Here is a 23081-nt window from a genome sequence, read left to right as displayed (position 1 = left end):
CTTCGCCCGCGATCCGCCCGTCGTCGAGCAGGACGACGCGGTCGGCGGCGGCCAGCAGGGCCGGGCTGGTGCTGCACGACCCGACGACCGCCGTCGACACGGTCACCGAGGCCCGGATCGCCGCCGGACTGGCCGGACTGCGGCGCGGCCGCACCACGATCCTCGTGACCACCAGCCCGGCCCTGCTGGCCGCCGCCGACCGCGTCGTCCTGCTCGACGACGGGCGGATCGCGGGCGAAGGCAGCCACGCCGAGCTGGCCGGCCGGCCCGACTACCGAGCGGCGGTACTGGCGTGACCCGCGAACTCCTCCCCGTGGCCGACGGCCGCCGGATCCGCGCCGTCGTCGGCGAACTGGCGGGCCGGGCGAAAGGCCGGGCGGCCGCCGCGTTCGCGACGCTCGTCGCGGCCACCGCGATCGGCCTGCTCACCGCCCCGCTGCTCGGCCGGATCGTCGACCTGGTCGCCACCCACCGTCCGGCGGCCGAGCTGATCACGCCGGTGGTGGGCCTGGTGCTCGTCGCGGTGGCGCAGGCGGTCGCGACCGCGATCGGGGTGTCCCTGGTGGCCCGTCTGGGCGAGACGATCCTCGCCGAGCTGCGCGAACGCTTCGTCGAACGGGCCCTCGGCCTGCCGCTCGAACAGCTCGAACGCGCCGGGTCCGGCGACCTCACCGCCCGCGTGACGAACGACGTCTCCGTCGTCGCCGAGGGCGTCCGGCAGGCGCTGCCCGAACTGGGCCGGTCGGTGCTGACGGTCGTGCTGACGCTCGGCGCGCTGGCCGTGCTGGACTGGCGGTTCCTGCTGGCCGCGCTGCTGGCCGTGCCGATCCAGCTGTGGACCGTGCGCTGGTACGTGCCGCGCGCGAAGCCGTTGTACGCCGCCCAGCGCGAGGCCGTCGGGGCGCAACAACAGCAGCTGCTCGACACCATCGGCGGGGCGAAGACGGTCCGCGCGTTCCGGCTGGCCGACCCCCACCTGGAGCGGGTGCGGCAGCGATCCGACGCGGCCGTCTCCCTCGCGTTGCGCGGAATCCGCCTGGTGACGCGGTTCTACGCGCGGCTGAACCTGGCGGAATACGTCGGGCTGTCGGCCGTGCTGGCGCTGGGGTTCCTGCTGGTCGGCGCGGACGCGGTGACGGTCGGCGTCGCAACGGCGGCCGCCCTGTACTTCCACAGCCTGTTCGGGCCGATCACGACCGCGCTGGCGCTGGTCGACGACGCGCAGGCGGCCGCGGCCAGCCTCGCCCGGCTGATCGGCGTCGCCGACCTGCCCGCGGAGGCGTCGCCCGCGCGGCTGTCGCAGCCGGTCGACGCGTCGGTGAAGACCGCGGGGATCGCTTACTCCTATGTGGACGGTCATCCGGTGCTGCGCGACGTCGACCTGGGCGTCGCGCCCGGTGAGCGGGTGGCGCTGGTCGGCGCGAGCGGGGCGGGGAAGACCACGCTGGCCAAGCTGATCGCCGGGATCCACCGCCCGGACTCGGGTTCGGTCACGCTCGGCGGCGTGCCCCTGGACGAGCTGGGACCGGCGGCCACGCGCCGGACGGTCGGGCTGATCAGCCAGGAGGTCCACGTCTTCGCGGGCCCGCTGGCCGAAGATCTGCGTCTCGCGCGCCCGTCGGCGACCGACGCCGAACTGCGGGCCGCGCTGGCCAAGGTCGGTGCGTTGACCTGGGTTTCCTCCCTTCCGGACGGCCTTGCGACGGTCGTCGGCGAAGGCGGGCACCAGCTGACGGTGACGCAGGCGCAGCAGCTCGCCCTGGTCCGGCTGGTGCTGGCCGACCCGCCGATCGCGATCCTCGACGAGGCCACGGCCGAGGCGGGCAGCGCGGGTTCGCGGGTGCTGGAGTCGGCGGCCGCGGCGGCACTGGAGGGCCGCACGGCGCTGGTGGTCGCCCACCGCCTGACCCAGGCGGCGGCGTCCGACCGGATCGTGGTCCTCGACGCGGGAGCGGTGGTGGAGTCCGGAACCCACGACGACCTGGTCGCCGCCGGCGGTCAGTACGCGAAGCTGTGGGCAGCTTGGTCCGGCCAGCGCGCCTGACGCCGGTGCCGGCCGATCCCGGCCGGCACCGTGGTCGAACAGGTCAGGCGACGGCGAGGCTCCACTTCTGCCAATTCGCCAGGGAAGTGCGCTCGTAGGTCGTGATGTCGTTGGTGCGCGGCGTGAGGTAGTTGCCGCCGGCGACGTTGCGCACCCGGACCGTGCCGACCAGGTCCGGCTCGATCCGCCACTGCTGCGCCAGGTCGTTCGAAGCGCAGGCACTCACCAGATCGACGCGGGGTAGTCCGAACGACCCGGTGCGCAGGCAAGTGCCGGACGCGAGGTTGCGCAGCTGAACCACGCCGTTGCCCAGTTCGACCCGCTGGAACTTCTGTTCCGCCGCAACAGCGCAGGCGGACAACAGCACAGCGGTGCCACCGGCCGCGGCGCACTTGTGCTCCGAGACGCTCTTGATCTGGACGATCCTGCCACTGGTGTCCGGCGGCGGAGCCGGCGCGTCACCGGTGGCCCTGAACTGCCACCGCTGGTAGTCCCAGCCGTTGGCGTCCTGCAGGAACACGCCGAAGTTGTCGTACAGGTAGGTGTCGGCCACCTGGCCCGTCTTGGCTTTCGTCAGCTTCTCGCCGGCGAGCATCCAGTACTGATCCTCGTTCTCGTCGTCGCAGTCGAAGCGGACGAGGTTGTTGAGGCCCTCCACACAGGTGCGGTCGCCGAGGTTGCGGAGCATCACCTTGTCGCCGTCCACGCGGATCCGCTCCCACTGCTGGGTTTCCGCACCGGTGCAGTCCGCCACGGTCACCCAGGGATTGGTCGGCGCCCCGACGGCAAGGCATTTGCCCAAGGCGACATTCTTGATTTCGATCGTCTGATTGGTTTCCGCCATCGCGGGAGCCGTGACTCCCATTCCCATGGCCACTGCGGCCGCGATGACGGCGAAGATGCGCGATCCGATTTTCACCCGGCGGACGATACCGATCTCAGGGGAAAGGGGGACACCGAATTAAATTGCGACGGGGCCGAATGGAGGACACGCCGGAAGCCAAATGGCTCCCGGCGTGCCGTGCGGGAAGAAAGTCAGGCGTCCATGGCGTCGGCGAGGGACTTGGGGCGCATGTCCGTCCAGGTCGCTTCCACGTGGTCCAGGCACGCCTGGCGGGACGCGGGACCGAAGGTGACCGTCCAGCCGGCCGGGACGTCGATGGACTCCGGCCACAGGCTGTGCTGGTTCTCGGCGTTCACCAGCACCAGGTAAGTACCGTCGGGGTTTTCGAACGGGTTGGTCATCGCAGGTCTCCTCAGGCGGTGATGTCCGTGCGGGCACCCTTCACCAGCGCGGTCAGCTTCTCGATGACCGGCGTGGCGAGCAGGTGGTTGAAGCGCGGCTCGGCCGACCAGTCACCGAGCTGGTTCGCCTTCACGGCGGGCAGCTGGTTCCAGGTCGGGAACTGCGTCATCTGGGCCCGCGGCAGCGCGTACGAGCGCGAGTCGGTCAGGATCAGGTCCGCCGGGTACTTGCCCGCCTGCTCCCAGGACAGCTGCTCCCAGTAGTCCTCGGTACCGCCGCCGGAGACGATGTCCAGGCCGAGCTCGCGGTAGTAGGCGAGGTCGGCGAAGAAGTCCGGCTTCGCGATGTACAGGCCGTCCTTGTCGCCGTACAGCACCAAGACCTTGAGCCCGGCCTTCTCCTTGGCCGCCGCACGCAGGTCCTCGGACGCCTTGTCGAAGTCCGCCTTGGCCTTCTTCATCGTGTCGGAGTTCGCGTCGCCGCCGAGCGCGACGGCCAGCTGCGCGTACCGCTCGATCACCTTCGGGAGCGTGACCTTGTACTCCGACAGTGCCACGATCGGGGCGATCTGCTGCACCTTCGGGCCGAGGTCGTCGGTCAGCACCCACATGTCCGTCGGCTTGGTGCCGGTCAGGCCGGTGACGACCAGGTCCGGCTTGAGCGCGGCGAACTTCTCCATGCTGAAGTCGTCCCAGGCGTTGCCGATCGAAGTGACGGCGTTCAGGTCGATGTTGCCGGCCTGGATCTCCTTGCCACCGTCGGCCGTCTTCTGCGGGCCGAACACGCCGGCCGGGCGGACGCCGTAGTCCCAGAGCGCCGCGGCCGAGCTCGCGTAGGCCACCACGCGAGCCGGACGCTGGTCGCGCGACACCTTCTGGCCGCGGTCGTCGGTGAACTCCCACGGGCCGGAGGCGGCCGCGCCCGCCGGCTTCCCGCCGCTGCCGCAGGCGGTGAGGGCCGCGGCGGCGGCGACGCCACCCGCCCCGATCAGGAATCCCCGCCGGCTGAGCCCGGCAGCGCCTTGGAACACGGACATGAGCACCTTTCGACAGCTTTCGGGCCCGGACCAGGCCCGGATTTAGGATAGGCACACCTTAGTTAGGGACGCCTGCCAAAAGCAACCTCCGGGACCGGGCTGTGTCAGCGCCCACTCCGGCCGGACAGCTGCGCTTCCGCGCCGGGCACCGGCTCGGCCGGGTCGTGTCCCAGGTGGACCTGCCGGTTGTCGCCGTCCACGTGCACCACCCGCGGCCGGTGCGCGGCGCGCCCGGACTCGTGGACCTGGGCGTAGGTGATGATGATGACGAGGTCGCCGGGGTGCACGAGGTGCGCGGCCGCGCCGTTGACGCCGATCACGCCGGACCCCGGCTCGCCGGTGATGGCGTAGGTCTCCAGCCGGGCGCCGTTGGTGATGTCGACGACCTGGACCCGTTCGCCTTCGACGATGTCCGCGGCGGCCATCAGGTCCGCGTCGATCGTCAGCGAGCCGACGTAGTGCAGGTCGGCCTGGGTGACGGTGGCGCGGTGGATCTTGGCGTTCATCAAGGTGCGGTGCACGTTCACTCCGTGTCTCGGGTCAACAGCGCGGCGAGGCCGGCCGCGGTGGGGGCGCGGAAGAACTCGGCGATGGGCAGCTCGGTCCCGAGCCGTTCGGTGATCCGGTTGCGCAGGACCACCAGCAGCATCGAATGGCCGCCGAGGGTGAACAGGTCGTCGTCGGCGCCGACGACGGCGACGTCCAGAACCTCCGCGAAGATCTCGCAGAGGGCCTTTTCGAGCGGTGTCTCCGGCGCCCGGCCGTGAGCCGCAACCTCGGGGACCGGCAGCGCCGCCTTGTCGAGCTTCCCGTTGGGTGTCACGGGGAAGGCGTCCAGCGGAACGATCGCCGCGGGCACCATGTACTCCGGCAGCGACCGCGCCAGGAACTCCCGCAGCCGCCCGGGGTCCCCGGTCGCCGGGGTCGTGTACGCGACCAACCGCTTGTCCCGGTCTTCGCGGACGACCACCAGGGCCTGCGCGACGTCGTCGTGCCGGGCCAGCGCCGTCTCGATCTCGCCCGGTTCGATCCGGAAGCCGCGGATCTTGACCTGGTCGTCGGTGCGGCCGAGGTACTCCAGCTGCCCGTCCGGCCGCCACCGCACGAGGTCGCCGGTGCGGTACATCCGCTCCCCCGGCGGCCCGAACGGGTCGGCGACGAACCGCTCCGCGGTGAGCGACGGCCGCTCGTGGTAGCCGCGGGCCAGGCCGGCACCCGCCAGGTACAGCTCGCCCGGCACCCCGGCCGAGACCGGCGAGAGGCCGCCGTCGAGGACGTACGCGCGGGTGTTGTGCACCGGACGGCCGACCACCGGCCGGTCGGCGTCGCCGAAGCGGCCGACCAGAGCGTCCACAGTTGCCTCGGTGGGGCCGTAGAGGTTGTACGCCGCCGTTCCCGGCATCGACGCCAGCGTCTCCCACAGCGTCTGCGGAACGGCTTCACCGCCGACGCCGACCACGCCGAGGGCGCACCGGCCGCCGGAGACCACGCCGGCCGCGGCCAGCTGCGCGAAGTGCGACGGCGTCAGCTCGAGGAAGTCGAGCCCGCGTTCGCGCACCACCGCCGCCAGCCGGTCCGGGTCGCGGCGGGTGTCGTCGTCGACGACCTGCACCTCGTGCCCGTCGAGCAGCCACAGCTGCGGCTGCCAGGACGCGTCGAAGAAGAACGCCCACGCGTGCCCGATCCGCAGCCGCCGCCCGCCCGCCGCGGCGACCGCCGGCCGGTAGAGCGTCTCGCGGTGGCTGTGGAACAGGTTCACCAGCCCGGAGTGCGGGACGACGACACCCTTGGGCTTGCCGGTGGAACCGGACGTGTAGAGCACGTACGCGGCGTTCGCGGGCGACGGCGGCGTGAGGACCACGGAACTGTCCACTGTGTCCTCGGGCAGGTCCTCGACGAACAGCGCGCCGGGGACGGGGGAAGCGAGTGAACGGCTGGTGAGCACCAAAGCGGCACCGGCGTCGGCGAGGATGGCGCCGATCCGGTCCACCGGTTGGTCCGGGTCCACCGGCAGGTACGCCGCGCCTGTCTTGAACACGCCGAAGATCGCCTCGACGACCGCCGCGGACCGCGGCAGCACCAGCGCGACGACCCGCTCCGGACCCGCGCCCTGCGCCGCGAGCCAGCGGGCGAGGCGGTCGGTCCGCGCGGCGAACTCCGCGAAGGTGACGCTCGACCGAGCGTCGCTCACGGCGGTCGCGTCCGGGGTCGCGGCCACCTGGGCGGCCAGCCGGTCGACCACGGTCGGCGCCGCGAACGTCAGCGGCGCTCCGGACCCCCACTCGCGCACGATCCGGTGCCGCTCGCCCGCGTCGAGGACGTCGATCCGGCTCAGCGGCCGGTCCGGCTCCGCGACGACCGCCGCCATCAGCCGGACCAGGCGCTCGGTGAGGGTCCGGGCCGTCGGCTCGTCGAACAGGTCGAGGCTGAACTCGAGGTCGCCGTCGATGCCGTCGGGCGTCTCGACCAGGTCGAACGACAGGTCGAACTTCGCCTGCCGCAGCCCGGTGTCGCGGTAGGCCGCGTCGAGCCCGAGCAGGCGTTCCGGCTCCGCGTCCGAGTGGTAGACGGCGAGCATGACCTGGAACAGCGGGTGCCGGGCCAGCGACCGCGGCGGGTTGAGCAGTTCGACGAGGTGCTCGAACGGCAGGTCCTGATGGGCGTACGCGGCCAGGTCGGCCTCGCGGACGCGGCCCAGGAGCTCCCGGAACGTCGGGTCGCCGCCGGTGTCGGTGCGCAACACCAGGGTGTTGACGAAGAACCCGGCGAGGTCTTCCAGGGCGTGATCCGAGCGGCCGGCCACCGGCGTCCCCAAGGGAATGTCGGTGCCCGCGCCGAGCCGGGTCAGCAGGGTGGCCAGTGTCGCCTGAAGGACCATGAACGTGCTGGTGCCGCTGCGCCGGGCGAGCTCGCGCAGGCCGCGGTGGACGTCCGCGGGCACGGTGAACGGCACGGCCGCACCGCGGTTCGTCGACCGCGCCGGGCGGGGCCGGTCGGCCGGGAGCGCCAGTTCGTCGGGGAGCCCCGCGAGGGTGTCCCGCCAGAACGCCGCCTGCCGGCCGAGGAGGCTGTCCGGGTCGTCGGCGCGGCCGAACATCTCCCGCTGCCACAGCGTGTAGTCCGCGTACTGCACCGGCAACGGCGTCCACTGTGGACTCTCGCCGCGCAGCCGGGCGGTGTAGGCGGTGTCGAGGTCCCGCTTCAGCGGCGGCAGCGACCAGCCGTCACCCGCGATGTGGTGCACCAGCAGCACGAACACGTGCCGTCCGGGCCCGGCCGACACCAGCGTGGCCCGGATCGGGAGCTCGGCGTCGAGGGCGAAGCAGGACGACGCCGCCGCGGTGACCCGCTCGTCGAGGTCCGCCGCCGAGACGGTCTCGGTGACCAGCACCGGCTCGGCCCGGTCGAGCACGACCTGCCGCGGCGCGCCCTGCTCTTCGACCAGCAGCGTCCGGAGGACCTCGTGGCGCGCCACGAGGTCTCCCAGTGCGGCCCGCAGCGCGCCGACGTCGACCGGTCCGGTCAGCTCCCACGCCCACGGGATGTTGTAGGTCGCGTTCGGCCCGTCCAGGCGGTCCAGGAACCACAGCCGCTGCTGCGCGAACGACAGCGGCAGGACCTCGGGTCGCTCCACCGGAACCAGTGCGGGACGGCTGCGGCGCCCCGGGTCGAGCAGTTCCGCGAGCCGGGCCGGGGTCGGCGCGTCGAACACCGCCCGGAGCGGCACCTCGACGCCGAGCAGCGCGCGGATCCGGCTGACCAGCCGCGTCGCCAGCAGGGAATGCCCGCCCAGGGCGAAGAACCCGTCGTCCGGACCGGCCACCGGGACGCCGAGGACGTCGGCGAACAGCTCGCACAGCGCCTGCTCGGCCGGGGTCCGCGCGCCCCGGCCCGAGGTCCGGATCTGCGGGTCGGGCAGGGCGGCGCGGTCGAGTTTGCCGTTGGCGTTCAGCGGGAGCCGGGGCAGGACGACGATCGCCGACGGCACCAGGTACTCCGGCAGCCGCGCCGCGAGCGACGCCCGCAGCACGGCCGGGTCACCCGACGGCGCGACGTAGGCGATCAGCCGGTTCTCCCGGGCGATCACGGCCGCACGCGCCACCGGCGCCTCGGCCGTCAGCGCGGCTTCGACCTCGCCCGGCTCGACGCGGAACCCGCGGATCTTGAGCTGCTGGTCCGCCCGGCCGAGGAACTCCAGCACCCCGTCGGCCCGGCGGCGGACGAGGTCACCGGTCCGGTACATCCGCTCCCCCGGCTCGAACGGCGAGGTGACGAACCGTTCGGCGGTGAGCGCCGGCCGGCCGGCGTAGCCCCGCGCGAGCCCGGCGCCGGCCAGGTACAGCTCCCCGCGGACGCCCGGCGGCACCGGCCGCAACGCGGTATCGAGGACGTACGCCCGGGTGTTCGCGATCGGCCGCCCGATGGCCACCGGCCCGCAGACCTGGGCCAGGCTGTCGCCCGCGACTTCCGAACAGCCGTAGAGGTTGACCAGCTTCGCCGACGGCCAGCGCCGGGCGACCTTCCCGGCGAGGGCGGCCGAGAGCGGTTCGCCGCTGGTGATCCACGTGGTCACCGAAGCGAACGCGCCGGCCGGGGCGTCCTCGGCGAAGCTGTCGAGAAGGCTCGGCACCACGGTGAGCACCTGCGCGCCGAACTCGCGCACCAACGCTGCGAGCGCCATCGGGTCGGTGGCCGTCGCGTCGTCGGCGAGGACCACCGGGTCGCCCGCCACCAGGCCACCGAGCAGCTCGGTCGAGCCGTCGATGAACGTCAGCGCGCTCTTGGCCACGCGCACGCCCTGCGCGACGTCCCGGCCCCAGTGCAGCCGGTTGGCCAGCGCCCGCTGGGTTCCGGCGACCGCCTTCGGGCGTCCGGTGGAGCCCGACGTGAAGATCACGTACGCCGGGTGGTCCGGGCGGATCGACGGCCAGGCCGGTTCGGGTCCGGTGTCCCCCGGCCGGACGAGCCGGTCGTCGAACCCGGCTTCGGCGATGACCAGGTGCGGGGCGGCGTCGGTCAGCATCAGCTCGATGCGCTCGGCCGGGTGGTTCAGGTCCAGGGGCAGGTAGGCGGCGCCGGTCTTCAGCACCGCCAAGAGCGCGACGACCAGTTCGGCCGACCGCGGCAAGGCGACCGCCACCACCCGTTCCGGGCCGGCGCCCCGCGCGAGCAGGGCCCGGGCCAGCGCCGTGGCCCGCGTGTCCAGCTCGGCGAACGTGCACCGCTGCGTCCCGAAGACCAGCGCGGTCGCGTCCGGAGTCCGGGCGACCTGCGCCGCGAACAGCTCGGCGGCGGTCTCCGCGGGAAGCGGGGTCGCGGGGGCGGCGGCGAGCAGGTCGTGCTCGGCCTCGGTGAGCAGGTCGACGGCGCCGATCCGGGTGTCCGGGTCGGCCACGGCCGCCCGCAGCAGCGTCCGGAGCCGGTCCAGTATCGTTTCGACGCTCGCGCGGTCGAAGACGTCGCTGTTGTACTCCGCGGTACCGCGGATCCCGGTCCGGTGGCCGGGCCGCTCGCCGACGAAGAACGTCAGGTCGGCCCGCGCGGTCCCGGTGCGGACCGGCTCCTCCGCGACGCCGATGCCGGGCAGCGCGACGTCGGCGACGGCGTTGTTCTGCCAGGCGAGCATCGTCTGGAAGAGCGGGTGGTACGCCGGCGACCGGGCCGGGTTCAGCGTCTCCACCAGCCGTTCGAACGGCACGTCCTGGTGCGCGTACGCGTCGAGGCTGCGGTCCCGCACCCGGGCGACCAGCTCGCGGAACGACGGGTCGCCACCGGTGTCGACGCGCAGCACCAGCGTGTTGACGAAGAACCCGACGAGGTCGTCGAGGGCCTGGTCGGTGCGCCCGGCGATGGACGTGCCGAGCGGGATGTCGGTGCCCGCGCCGAGCCGGGTGAGCACCGCGGTGAGGCCGGCGTGCACGACCATGAACACACTGGCGCCGCACGCGCGGGCCAGCTCGACGAGTCCACTGTGGAGCTGCGCGTCCCAGCCGAAGGCGAACTGCTCGCCGCGGTAGGACGCTTCGGCCGGGTGTGGCCGGTCGGTGGGCAGCTCGATCCGCTCCGGCAGGTCCGCCAGGGCTTCCCGCCAGTAGGCCAGCTGCGGTGCGATCACCGCCTCGCCGAGGACGTCCCGCTGCCACAGCGTGTAGTCGGCGTACTGCACCGGCAACGGCGTCCACAGTGGAGCTTCCCCGGCCCGGCGGGCGGTGTAGGCCGTCGCCAGGTCCCGCCACAGCGGCGCGATCGACCAGCCGTCCGAAGCGATGTGGTGGAACACCAGCACCAGCACGTGTTCGCGGGCGCCGAGGCGGAGCAGCTGCGCCCGCAGCGGGAGCTCCGACTCCAGCTCGAACACCGTGCCCGCCGCTTCGGACACCGCGTCGGCGAGCGTGGCCTCGGTGACCGTGCGGACCGGCAGCGGGATCGTGACGTCGCCGAGGACGAGCTGCCGGGCCTCGCCGTCGATCTCGGGGAAGACCGTGCGCAGGGCTTCGTGGCGCTCGACCACGTCGGACAGCGCGGTGCGCAGCGCCTCGACGTCGAGGTCGCCGGCCAGCCGGACCGCCGTCGGCATGTTGTAGGTGGCCGACGGGCCTTCGAACCGGTGCAGGAACCACAGCCGCTGCTGGGCGAACGACAGCGGCAGCACCTCCGGCCGTGGGTCGGTGCGCACCAGCCCCGGACGGGCTTGCGACGAGTCCGATATGGACAGCAGCGCGGCCAGCCCGGCCACCGTCGGCGTCTCGAACACCGACCGCACCTGCAGTTCGACACCGAAGACCGCGCGCAGCCGCGCGACCAGCCGCGTCGCCATCAGCGAATGGCCGCCGAGGGCGAAGAAGTCGTCGTCGACACCGATCGACGCCGCGTCGAGGACCTCGGCGAAGAGCCCGCACAGCACTTCTTCGACCGGCGTCCGCGGCGCCCGGCCGGCGGTGGCCGCCTGCTTGTCCGGGCTCGGGAGGGCACGGCGGTCCAGCTTGCCCGAAGCCAGCAGCGGAAGGCGGTCCAGGACCACGAACGCCGAGGGCACCATGTACTGCGGCAGCCGGTCGCGGACGTGCGCCCGCAGCGCCGTGACCAGCGCACCCGTGTCCCGCTGCCCGGCCGGGTGGTTGCCCAGCGCGTCGAGCGGGACCCGGACCGGACGGCCGCGGTAGATCCGCTGCGGCTCACCGGTGGTGAACACGACCTCCAGCTCGCCCTCGTCCGCGGTGAGGGTCGCGTACACGCGGTAACCGTGACGCTCGCCGAGATCGTGCAGCGTCTCGGGGTCCACTCCGGACCGTTGCGCCAAAGAGGACAGTGCCGTCCCGGCGTTGTCCGCGGCCAGCGCGGTGACGGCGGCGAGTTCCCCGGACAGCCTGGCGTTCGGCACGCCGGTCACGCGCAGCCGGGCCGGGTGCGCGGCCAGGAGCCGGTCCACTTCGCCGACGGACTCGAAGGTCACGATCTGTTCGGCGGCCGCGGCGGGCTTCGGGGCCTTCCGCAGCACGACGTCGTAGCGGTGCCGGGTCAGCTCGTTGTGGGCGTGGCCGCGCTTGACCCACAGGTCGACGTCGTCGAAGCCGTCGAGAGCCAGGGCCGCGAAGAAGTCCGGGTCCAGGACCAGCTCGCCTTCCCGCGCGATCGCCTGGTCCACCGCGGCGACGTCCCGACGGCCGTGCCGCAGCTCGGTCGCCGTCCGGAACGCCCGCAGCGAACGGAGGTTCCGGATGTCGCCGAGGAAGAGCACGCCGCCCGGCCGGACGTGGGCCGCGGCCGTGCGGAGGACTTCGGCGAGGTAGCCGACGCTCGGGAAGTACTGGGCAACAGAGTTGATGATCACCGTGTCGAAGTCCGGCAGCTCACCCAGGTCGTGGGCGGGCCGGGCGGCCAGGTGGACCTTGCCCGCGTAGGGCGTCGCGGCCAGTTCACGCCGCAGGTTCGCGATGGCTTTTTCGGACAGGTCGACGCCCCAGTACTCCTCGGCGTCCGGGGCGATCCGCGACAGGATCAAGCCACTGCCGACCCCAATCTCCAGCACCCGCCCAAGACCGCCGCTTTCACGTGAAAGCGACAGTCTCCTCAGGGAACGCAGGCGGTCGATCGTCGCCGCGTGCCACTCCCGCATCTCCTCCAGGGGGATCTCGGAGCCGTCGTAGCTGGAGTTCCAGCCGGTGAAGTTCTCCTCCAGCCCGCCGGACGCCGCCTCGGTGAAGACGTTCTCGTGCAGCTCGCGCCACTCGCCGACGTGCTCTCGTTCCGCTTCTTCGTCCCGGCCGGCCGCAGGCACGGCGTAGGCGATCAGCCGCCCGTCCCGGGCGACCACGACGGACTGGCCGACCGCCGGGTGTCCGGCGAGGACGGACTCGATCTCCCCCAGCTCGATCCGGTACCCGCGGATCTTCACCTGATCATCGGCCCGGCCCAGGAACACCAACCGCCCATCCGGCAACCACTTCACCAGGTCACCAGTCCGGTAGAGCCGCCCACCCGCACCGAACGGATCCGCCACGAACCGCTCCGCCGTCAACCCCGGCCGCCCCAAGTAGCCGCGCGCCAGTCCCGATCCGGCGAGGTACAGCTCGCCCACCACACCGGGCGGAACCGGCCGCAGTCCGGCGTCGAGCACGTACGCGCGCGTTCCGGGGTCGGGGACGCCGATCGGGACGACCGTCGCGTCCGCCAGCTCGGCCGGGTCGCTCTCCCCGAGCGTGGAGTTGGTGGTCGCCTCGGTCGGGCCGTAGGCGTTGAACATCCGCCGTCCCGGCGCCCAGCGGCGGACCAGCTCCGGCGACACCCGCTCGGTCCCGGCGAGCAGCACGCTGTCGCGGGGAAGATCGCAGTCCTCCGGCAGGGCGTCGAGCAGGGCGGGCGGCAGGATCATGAAGTCGACGCCGTGCCGGTGCGCGTACTCGCTGAGCGCCGGCCCCGCGACCCGCCGCTCGGCGGGCACCACGACCAGCCGGCCGCCGGAGAGCAGGCCGAGGCACAGGTCCCAGAAGGCGACGTCGAAACTCGGCGACGCGAACTGCAGCACCCGGCTGTGCGGACCCACGCCGAAGCGGTCGACCTGGGTGGCGACCAGCTTCGCGACGCCCGAGTGCTGGAGGACGACGCCCTTCGGCCGACCGGACGAACCGGACGTGTACAGCACGTACGCCGCGTTCTCCGGCGTGATCGGGACCTGCGGGTCCTCGGTGGACATCCGGGCGAGCACCGCATCGTCCAGGAGGACACGCGGCAGGGCCGCGGGCAGCTTCGCCTCGACGTCCCGGGTCGTCACCACGCAGACCGGGGCCGCGTCCTCGACCATGTAGGCGATCCGGTCGCCCGGGTAGTCGACGTCGATCGGCAGGTAGGCGGCACCGGCCTTGAGGACGGCCAGCTCCGCGACGATCATCTCGAGCGAGCGCGGCACCGCCAGTGCGACGACTCGCTCCGGCCCGGCGCCGCGGTCGAGCAGCAGGTGCGCGAGCCGGTTGGCGCGCGCGTTCACCTCGGCGTAGGTGAGCTCGACGTCTTCGAAGACGAGCGCCACCGCGTCCGGGGCCTCGGCCACGCGGCGGGCGAACAGGCCGGGGAACGTCTCGGTGCCCGCGGGGTCGAGAGACCCGGCCCACTCGGTCAGCACCCGGTCGCGTTCGTCGCCCGCCAGGAGGTCGAGCGCGTCCACCGGGCGGTCGGGTGCGGCCAGGGCCGCCCGCAGCAGCACTTCGAGGCGGCGCAGGATCGCGTTCGCGCTCGCGTGGTCGAAGACGTCGGCGTTGAACTCCAGCACGCCGTCGATCCCGGCGTCGCGCTCGGTCAGCGAGATCGACAGGTCGAACTTCGACGTCCCGGTGGTCACCGGGAGCTCGGTGACGGCCAGGCCGGGCAGGGTCACCTCGGCGCGGGCGTTGTTCTGCCCGGCGAGCATGACCTGGAACAGCGGGTGGTAGGACAGCGACCGCGCCGGGTTGAGCACCTCGACGAGCCGCTCGAACGGCACGTCCTGGTGCGCGTACGCGTCGAGGTTCCGTTCCCGGACGCGGCCGAGCAGTTCACGGAACGACGGTGCGCCGCCGGTGTCGACGCGCAGCACGAGGGTGTTGACGAAGAAGCCGGCGAGGTCGTCCAGCGCCGGGTCGGTGCGGCCCGCGATCGGCGAGCCGATCGGGATGTCGGTGCCCGCGCCCAGGCGCGTGAGCAGGGCGGCCAGCGCCGCGTGCACGACCATGAACACGCTGGCGCCGCTCTCGCGGGCCAACTCGGCCAGCCGCGCGTGGAGGCCGGCGTCCCAGGTGAAGGTGTGCAGCTCGCCGCGGAACGTCGCGGTCGCCGGGTGCGGCCGGTCCAGGGGCAGCTCGATCCGGTCCGGCAGGCCGTCGAGGGCGTCGCGCCAGTAGGCCAGCTGCGCGCTCAGCACGCTGTCCGGGTCGTCCTCGGGGCCGAGCAGTTCCCGTTGCCACAGCGTGTAGTCCGCGTACTGCACCGGCAGCGGCGTCCACTGCGGACGGTCGCCACGGCACCGGGCGGCGTAGGCCGTGGCGATGTCTCGCCACAACGGGGCCATCGACCAGCCGTCGGAGGCGATGTGGTGGAACACCAGGGCGAAGACGTGCTCCCGGGCTCCCAGCCGCAGCAGCTCCGCGCGCATCGGCACGTGCCGTTCGAGGTCGAACGCACCGCGGACGAGACCGGTCAAGGCGTCGTCGAGGTCGTCTACGGCCCGCACGGGCAAGGCGACCTCTCCGGCCGGGAGGACGTCCTGGCAGGGGACGCCGTCCCGCTGCGGGAACCGGGTGCGCAAGGCCTCGTGCCGGGCGACCACGTCGGACAACGCCCCGCGCAGCGCTTCGACGTCGAGGTCACCTTCCAGCCGCATGACCAGCGGCACGTTGTAGGTGGCCGACGGGCCTTCGAGGTGGTGCAGGAACCACAGCCGCTGCTGGGCGCCGGACAGCGGGACGAGGTCCGGACGGCGCGCGGGCACCAGCGGCGGCCGCGCGGTCCCGCGGGCGGTGGCGAGCACTCCGGCCAGGCCCGCCGGGGTCGGCGTCTCGAAGACCGACCGCACTTCGAGCTCGGCGTGCAGGGCGGTGCGGACGCGGGCGATCAGCCGGGTGGCCAGCAGCGAATGGCCACCGAGGGCGAAGAAGCTGTCGTCCGGACCGACCCGCGGAAGGCCGAGGACGTCGGCGAACAACTCGCACAGCTGCCGTTCGACCGGCGTGCGCGGTTCGCGGTCCGAGACCGGCGCCCGCGCGTCCGGCGTCGGCAGCGCGCGGCGGTCGAGCTTGCCGTTGGCCGTCACCGGCAGCGCGTCGAGGACGACGATCGCCGACGGCACCATGTGCTCCGGCAGCCTCTCGGCGGCGAGGGTCCGCAGCTCGGCCGGCAGGGCGGCGCTCAGGCGCGACCGCCGGGGGTTGCCGGTGTAGGTCAGGATCGGGTCCGGGCCCGGCCGGAAAGCGCCGGCCGGGTCGCCGGTGGTGAACAGGACGTCGACCGAGCCGTCGCCGGTCGCGGACCAGGTGACGACCGCCCCCAGTGCGTACCAGTCGTCGGGGTGCACGCCTTCGGTGAGCCGCCCGTTCGGGACGCCCTCGATGCGCAGGCCGTCGCGCGGCCGGGCGACCACCTCGTCCACAGTGGACACGTCGGTGCCCCACCTCAGCGTCTCGACCGGGAGCGGCTCGGCGGTGCCGGAGCGCAGAACGACGTCGTAGCGGTACCGGGTGAGTTCGTTGACCGCCCGGCCGCGCTTGACGCGGATGTCGGCGGTCACCCCGTCAAGGCCCGCGAAGAACTCCGGCGCGACGAGCAGCTCCTTCTCCCGCAGCAGCCGCTCTTCGACGTCGCCGCCGCGCGCCCGCACCACGCCCGCGTGGAACGCCCGGACCTGTCGCAGGTCCCGGACGTCGCCGACGAACAGTGACCCGTCCGGCGCGAGGAGAGCCAGCGCCTTTCGCACGACGTCGAGGAGGTACGTCCCGCTCGGGAAGTACTGGACGACGGAGTTGAGCACGATGGTGTCGAAGAACCCCGGCGGCAGGCCGGTCAGGTCGGCGGCGTCGCCGGTGCGCAGTTCGACGCGCCCGGCGAGCGCGGGATCGGCCGCGACCCGCCCGCCCAGCGAAGCGATGAGTTCTGCGGAGAAGTCCGTGCCCCAGTAGGTTTCGCAGTGCGGGGCCAGCTGCCTCAGCAGCAAGCCGCTGCCGACGCCGATCTCGAGCACCCGCCGCGGCGCCAGCTCGCGGATCCGCGTGGCGATGGCGTCGCGCCACTCGCGCATCTCTTCGCGCGGGATCGGCTCGCCGGTGTAGCTGGAGTTCCAGCCCGCGAACTCGTCTTCGGCGCCCGAGTACATCGAGTCGTACAGTTCCCGCCACTCGCCGACCTGCTCGGTCTCCTCCGCGGCGGAACCGGCGCCGGCGGCGGGGACGACGTACCCGACCAGGCGGACGTCGCCGGGCCGGTCTTCACGGGCGACGACGACGGCGTGGGCGACGTCGTCGTGCGCGGACAGCGTCGCGGCGATCTCGCCGGGCTCGACGCGGAAGCCGCGGATCTTGACCTGCTCGTCGCCGCGGCCGAGGAATTCCAGGACACCGTCGGGGCGGAACCGGGCGAGGTCACCGGTGCGGTACATCCGGGCGCCGGGCGCGCCGGCCGGGTCGGCGACGAACCGCTCGGCGGTGAGCGCGGCCCGGCCGAGGTAGCCGCGGGCGAGCTGCACGCCGGCCAGGTACAGCTCACCCGGGGTGCCCGGCGGCACCGGACGCAGGGCGGCGTCGAGGACGTAGGTGCGGGTGTTCCACACCGGACGTCCGATCGGGACGGAAGTGTCCTCAGTGGACGTTCGCCACGAGGTGACGTCCACCGAGGCTTCGGTCGGGCCGTAGAGGTTGTGCAGCTCGGCGTCCAGCACCCGGCCGAACTGCGCGACCGCGTCCGGCGGCAGAGCTTCGCCGCTGCACAGCACCCGGCGCAGACTCGTGCAGTCCCCCGCCGCCGGCTCCTGGAGGAAGACCTGGAGCATCGACGGGACGAAGTGGACGGTCGTGATCGCGTGGTCGCGGATCAGCCGGACGAGGTAGGCGGGGTCCTTGTGGCCGTCCGGCCGCGCAAGCACCTCCGTGGCGCCGGTCAGCAGCGGCCAGAGGAATTCCCACACCGAGACGTCGAAGCCGGCCGGCGTCTTCTGCAGCACCCGGTCTTCCGCGGTGAGGCCGTACGCGTCCTGCATCCACAGCAGCCGGTTGACGATCCCCGCGTGCGGGACGACGACACCCTTGGGACGGCCCGTCGAACCGGACGTGTAGATGACGTAGGCGGGGTTCTCCGGCCGGAGCACGACGTCCAGGGGTGCGTCCGGAACCCCGGCCAGGGTGGCCGGGTCGTCCAGGAGCACGGCGCCCGGGACGGCGGTGTCCGCGACGGCCAGCACCAGCGCCGGGTCCGCGTCTTCGAGCATGAAGGCGATGCGGCCGGGCGGGTAGCCGGGATCGAGCGGCAGGTAGGCCGCACCCGTCTTGAGCACGGCGAGGATGGCGACGACCAGGTGCGTCGAGCGCGGCAGCGCCAAGGCGACCACGCGCTCGGGCCCGGCACCCCGCGCGGCGAGCACGTGGGCCAGGCGGCCGGAGACGGCGTCCAGCTCGGCGTAGGTGAGTTCGTCGTCCTCGAAGACCAGCGCCGGATGGTCGGGGGTCCGGGCGACCTGGGCGGCGAACAGGTCGGGCACGGTGACCGCGGGGACGTCCTCGACGGCACCCGACCAGGTCGGTTCGAGTCCGGCGCGCTCGGCCGGGGTCAGCACGTCCAGGGCGGCCAGCCGCCGGTCCGGCGCCTGGACGACCTGGCGGAGCAGGGCTTCCAGCCGGTCGAGGAGGCTGGTCACGGTGGTCCGGTCGAACACCTCGGCGTTGAACTCGGCCTGGCCGTGCAGGCCGTCCGCGCGCTCGGTGAAGGAGAACCAGAGGTCGAACTTGGCCGTGCCGGTGCCCACGGGCTGTCCGGTCACGGTCAGCCCGGGCAGTTCGACGCCGGTGCCGGGGGTGTTCTGCCAGGCCAGCATGGTCTGGAACAGCGGGTGGTGCGCCGGCGACCGGGCCGGGTTCAGCGCCTCGACGAGGCGTTCGAACGGGACGTCCTGGTGGGCGTAGGCGTCGAGGCTGCGCTCGCGCACGCGAGCCACGAGGTCGCGGAACGACGGGTCGCCGCCGGTGCCGACCCGCAGGACGAGCGTGTTGACGAAGAAGCCGACGAGGTCGTCCAGCGCCGGGTCGGTGCGGCCGGCGATCGGGGTGCCGATCGGGATGTCGGTGCCCCCGCCCAGGCGGGCCAGCAGCGCCGTCAGCCCCGCGTGCACGACCATGAACGGGCTGGCCCCGCAGGCGCGGGCGAGGTCGGCGAGGCCTGCCTGGAGCCCGGCTTCCCAGGTGAAGGTGAAGAATTCGCCGCGGTAGGCGGATACCGGCGGGTGGGGCCGGTCGAGCGGGAGCGGGATCCGCTCCGGCAGGCCGTCGAGGGCTTCCCGCCAGTACGCGAGCTGGGCCGCCTCTTCGGCGGCCAGCAGATCGCGTTGCCAGAGCGTGTAGTCCGCGTACTGCACCGGCAACGGCGTCCACTGTGGAGCATCGCCGCGCAGGCGTGCGCGGTAGGCCGTGGCGATGTCCCGCCACAGGGGGGACAGCGACCACCCGTCGGCGGCGATGTGGTGCACGACCAGGACGAGCACGTGCCGCCGCGAGCCGACGGTGAGCAGGCCGGCGCGCACCGGCACCCCGGCGCCGAGGTCGAACACGCCGCGCACGAGAGCGTCCACTTCGGAGTCCACGTCGGCCGCTTCCCGGACGGTGAGCTCCACCGTCGCCGCGGGGAGCACCTCCTGGTACGGGAGGCCGTCGACGACCGGGAAGACCGTCCGCAGCGCCTCATGCCGGTCCAGGACGTCGTTCAGCGCCCGGCGCAGGGCGGCGACGTCCAGCTCGCCGGTGAGCCGCATGACGAGCGGGACGTTGTAGGTCGCCGAGCCGCCTTCCAGGCCGTGCAGGAACCACAGCCGCTGCTGTGCGGGCGACAGCGGCAGCCGCCCGGGCCGCTCGGGGACGCGGGCGAGCGGACGCCGCCCGGGGCCGGCGACCGCCGCGGACAGCAGGTCCGCGAGCGCGGCCGGCGTCGGCGCGTCGAACACCGCGCGCACCGGCACCTCGGCACCGGCGGCCGCGCGGATCCGCTGGATCAGCCGGTTCGCCAGCAGCGAATGGCCGCCGAGTGCGAAGAAGTCGTCGTCGGGTCCCGCCTGCGGTACGCCGAGGACGTCGGCGAACAGCTCGCACAGCAGCTGCTCGACGGGGGTGCGCGGCGCACGGCCCCGGCCGGCGGTGAACCGCTCCGGGCTCGGCAGCGCCTTGCGGTCGAGCTTGCCCGAAGCGAGCACGGGCAGCTTGTCCAGGACGACGAACGCCGCGGGCACCATGTACTGCGGCAGCCGGTCCCGCACGTGCGCACGCAGCGACGCCACGAGCGCGCCGGTTTCGCGCCGGGCGGCCGGGTTGCCGGCGTACGAACCCGGCGTTCCGGTCCGCCGCACCGGGCGGTAGGCGGGACCGTCTCCGCCCCTCGTGAAGACGGCTTCCAGCTCGCCGCCGTCGGCGGCCAGCGTGACCGCCACCCGGTAGCCGGCGTGCTCACCGAGGCGATACAGGGCTTCCGGGTCCACTCCGTCGCGGCGGTCCAGTGCGGCGAGCGCCGCCGCGGCGCCCCCGGTGTCCAGGGCCCGGACCGCGGCCAGCTCGCCGGCCAGCCGGGCGTCCGGGATGCCGGTGACCCGCAGCCGTTCCGGCTTCTCGCCGGCCAGGAACCGTTCCACCGCACCGAGATCGCCGAACGCCACGACCTGCTCCTCGGCCGCTTCCGGCCGGGGCGCCTTGCGCAGGACGACGTCGTAGCGGTGCCGGGTCAGCTCGTTGTGCACCCGCCCGCGCTTGACCCACAGGTCGACGTCGTCGAAGCCGTCGAGTTCCCGGGCCAGCGCCGGGAAGAAGTCCGGATCGAGCACCAGCTCGCCCTCCCGGGCGAGCGCCCGGTCCACCGCGGCGACGTCGGTCCAGCCGCGGCGCAGCTCGACGGCGGTCCGGAAGGCGCGCAGCGAACGGAGGTTGCGGATGTCGCCGAGGAAGATCGTCCCGCCGGGGTTCAGCAGGCCCGCGACGGTACGGACGACCTCGGCGAGGTAGTCGGCGCTCGGGAAGTACTGCGCGACCGAGTTGATGATCACCGTGTCGAAGTCCGGCAGCTCACCGAGGTCGTGCGCGGGCCGGGCCGCGAGGTGGACCTTGGCCGCGAACGGCGTCGCCGCGACCTCGCGGCGGACGTTCTCGATCGCGCTCTCGGAAAGGTCGACGCCCCAGTACTCCTCGGCGTCCGGGGCGATCCGCGACAGGATCAAGCCACTGCCGACCCCAATCTCCAGCACCCGCCCAAGACCGCCGCTTTCACGTGAAAGCGACAGTCTCCTCAGGGAACGCAGGCGGTCGATCGTCGCCGCGTGCCACTCCCGCATCTCCTCCAGGGGGATCTCGGAGCCGTCGTAGCTGGAGTTCCAGCCCGCGAAGTTCTCCTCGATGCCGCGGGAACCGGCGAGCATCTCCTCGTGGACGTCGTGCCATTCGGCGACGTGGCTCTGCTCGGCCACCCGGTCGCGGTCGGGCACCGGCACGGCGTAGGCGATCAGCTGCCCGTCCTGGGCCACGACCACCGACTGCCCGACGCGCGGGTGTTCGGCGAGGACGGACTCGATCTCCCCCAGCTCGATCCGGTACCCGCGGATCTTCACCTGATCATCGGCCCGGCCCAGGAACACCAACCGCCCATCCGGCAACCACTTCACCAGGTCACCAGTCCGGTAGAGCCGCCCACCCGCACCGAACGGATCCGCCACGAACCGCTCCGCCGTCAACCCCGGCCGCCCCAAGTAGCCGCGCGCCAGGCCGCTTCCGGCGAGGTACAGCTCTCCGGCGACCCCGGGCGGAACCGGCGCGAGGTGGGCGTCGAGGACGTAGGCCCGGGTGCCGGGGTCCGGCCCGCCGATCGGCACGGCGGAGCCGGGGGCGATGTCCGGGTCGCAGAGCCCGAGCGTCGAGTTGGTCGTGGCCTCGGTGGGGCCGTAGGCGTTGAACATCCGCCGCCCCGGCGCCCAGCGGCGCACCAGCTCCGGCGACACCCGCTCGGTCCCGGCGAGCAACACGCTGTCCCGCGGCAGGTCGCAGTCGTCCGGGAACTCCGCGAGCAGCGCGGGCGGGAGGATCATGAAGTCGACGCCGTGCCGGTGCGCGTACCCGGCCAGTTCCGGCCCGGGCACCCGGCGTTCGGCCGGGACGATCACCAGGCGGCCGCCGGAAAGCAGGCCGAGGCACAGGTCCCAGAAGGCGACGTCGAAACTCGGCGACGCGAACTGCAGCACCCGGCTGTGCGGACCCACGCCGAACCGCTCGGACTGCGTCGCGACCAGCTTCGCGACGCCCGCGTGCGAAACCACGACGCCCTTGGGCCGCCCGGTGGAACCGGAGGTGTAGATGACGTAGGCGGCGTTCGCCGGGACGATCGTGGCGGCCGGGTCCGTGGCCGGGACGTCGTCCAGGCTCAGTTCGTCGAGGAGCAGGACGTCGCCGTCGAAGCGGCCGGCGAGGTCGCGGGTGGTCACCACGCACACCGGGCGGGCGTCGGCGACCATGAACGCGATGCGGTCGGCCGGGTAGTCCTGGTCCAGCGGCAGGTACGCGGCACCGGCCTTGAGCACCGCCAGTTCGGCGACGACCATCCCGGGCGAGCGGGGCACGGCGAGCGCGACCACCCGCTCGGGTCCGGCGCCCCGCCCGACGAGGACGTGGGCGAGCCGGTTCGCACGGGCGTCGAGTTCGGCGTAGGTCAGCTCCTCGTCCTCGAAGACGAGGGCCACGGCGCCGGGCGTCTTCCGGACGCGGGCGGCGAACAGCTCGGGCAGCGTCGAAAGCGGCACCGCGAGGTCGGTGTCGTTCCACTCCTCGAGCATGCGGCGCAGTTCCGGCGCGGCCATGAGGTCCAGCCGGGTCACCGGCCACTGTGGACGCTCCAGCGCGTCGGCGAGGAGAACCTCGAGGTGGTCCACCATGCGGTCCACAGTGGACTCGTCGAGGACGTCGGCGCGGTAGTGCACGCCGTCCGCGGTCAGGTTCAGGTCGAGCGGAACGTCGGTTCCGGCGCCGAAGCCGACGTTGACGAGCACCGATCCCCCGCGACCGGGCTCGGGTTCCACCTCCGCGACCAGGTCATCGAACGGGACTTCGTGCGCGAGGGCCTCGTCGCGCGCTTCGCGCACCCGGGCGACGACGTCGGCGAAGCCGGGCGCGCCACCGAGATCCACCCGCAGCGGCACCAAGGCGCCGATGCCGAGCACGACGTCGACGGTGCCCGCATACCGGGACAGCAGCACAGCGAAGGCCGCGAGGAGCGTCAGCTCGTCCACCGCGGGCAGGGGCCGGACCAGCTTCGCCCGCGCGCCGGGCTCGATCGGGTACGGCCGGTCGACCGGCAGCAGCAGCTCCTTCGGCGCCGAGGCGAGGCGTTCACGCCAAAACCCGAGCCTCGACCCCTGCTGCACAGTGTCACCGTTGCTCACCGGTAGACCAGCCTCCCGCTGCTCACGGCGCCCCGACCGGGACGCGAAGTTAGGTGACCCTAACAAACAGATGGTGAGGATGCACTCCTGTACCATCGGTTAGCCTTACCTAAATCAGTACCAG

Annotated in this window: 6 protein-coding genes and 1 pseudogene; 2 read left to right on the top strand and 5 right to left on the bottom strand. The window is 73.1% G+C overall.

Annotated elements, in window-relative coordinates; all coding sequences use genetic code 11:
• Positions 1-296: pseudogene (locus AB0F15_RS07325) on the top strand (hypothetical protein); the annotation flags it as partial.
• Positions 293-2044, top strand: coding sequence for an ABC transporter ATP-binding protein (locus AB0F15_RS07320; protein WP_360266584.1), 1752 nt, complete (start codon positions 293-295; stop codon positions 2042-2044). The pseudogene AB0F15_RS07325 and the gene AB0F15_RS07320, both read left to right, overlap by 4 nt.
• A gap of 43 nt (positions 2045-2087) precedes the next feature.
• Here AB0F15_RS07320 and AB0F15_RS07315 read toward each other — a convergent pair whose 3' ends face one another.
• From AB0F15_RS07315 to AB0F15_RS07295, 5 genes are all read right to left on the bottom strand, one after another.
• Positions 2088-2888, bottom strand: a complete 801-nt coding sequence (locus tag AB0F15_RS07315; protein WP_360267124.1) for an RICIN domain-containing protein — start codon at positions 2886-2888, stop codon at positions 2088-2090.
• A gap of 191 nt (positions 2889-3079) precedes the next feature.
• A complete protein-coding gene (locus AB0F15_RS07310; protein ID WP_360266581.1) occupies positions 3080-3289 on the bottom strand; it encodes an MbtH family protein in 210 nt (69 codons plus the stop codon).
• 11 nt (positions 3290-3300) lie between these two features.
• On the bottom strand, positions 3301-4326 hold the full coding sequence (locus AB0F15_RS07305; RefSeq protein WP_360266578.1) for an ABC transporter substrate-binding protein: 1026 nt from the start codon (positions 4324-4326) through the stop codon (positions 3301-3303).
• A 104-nt stretch (positions 4327-4430) separates the two neighbouring features.
• Positions 4431-4847, bottom strand: a complete 417-nt coding sequence (gene panD / locus AB0F15_RS07300; RefSeq protein ID WP_360266575.1) for an aspartate 1-decarboxylase — start codon at positions 4845-4847, stop codon at positions 4431-4433.
• Positions 4848-4849: 2 nt separating this feature from the next.
• On the bottom strand, positions 4850-22957 hold the full coding sequence (locus tag AB0F15_RS07295) for an amino acid adenylation domain-containing protein (protein WP_360266572.1): 18108 nt from the start codon (positions 22955-22957) through the stop codon (positions 4850-4852).
• Between the last annotated feature and the right edge of the window lie 124 nt (positions 22958-23081).

It is taken from the genome of Amycolatopsis sp. NPDC026612 (genome assembly GCF_040638285.1).
In the GTDB taxonomy this organism is placed as follows: domain Bacteria; phylum Actinomycetota; class Actinomycetes; order Mycobacteriales; family Pseudonocardiaceae; genus Amycolatopsis.
This window is presented reverse-complemented; position numbering and strand designations above follow the sequence as displayed.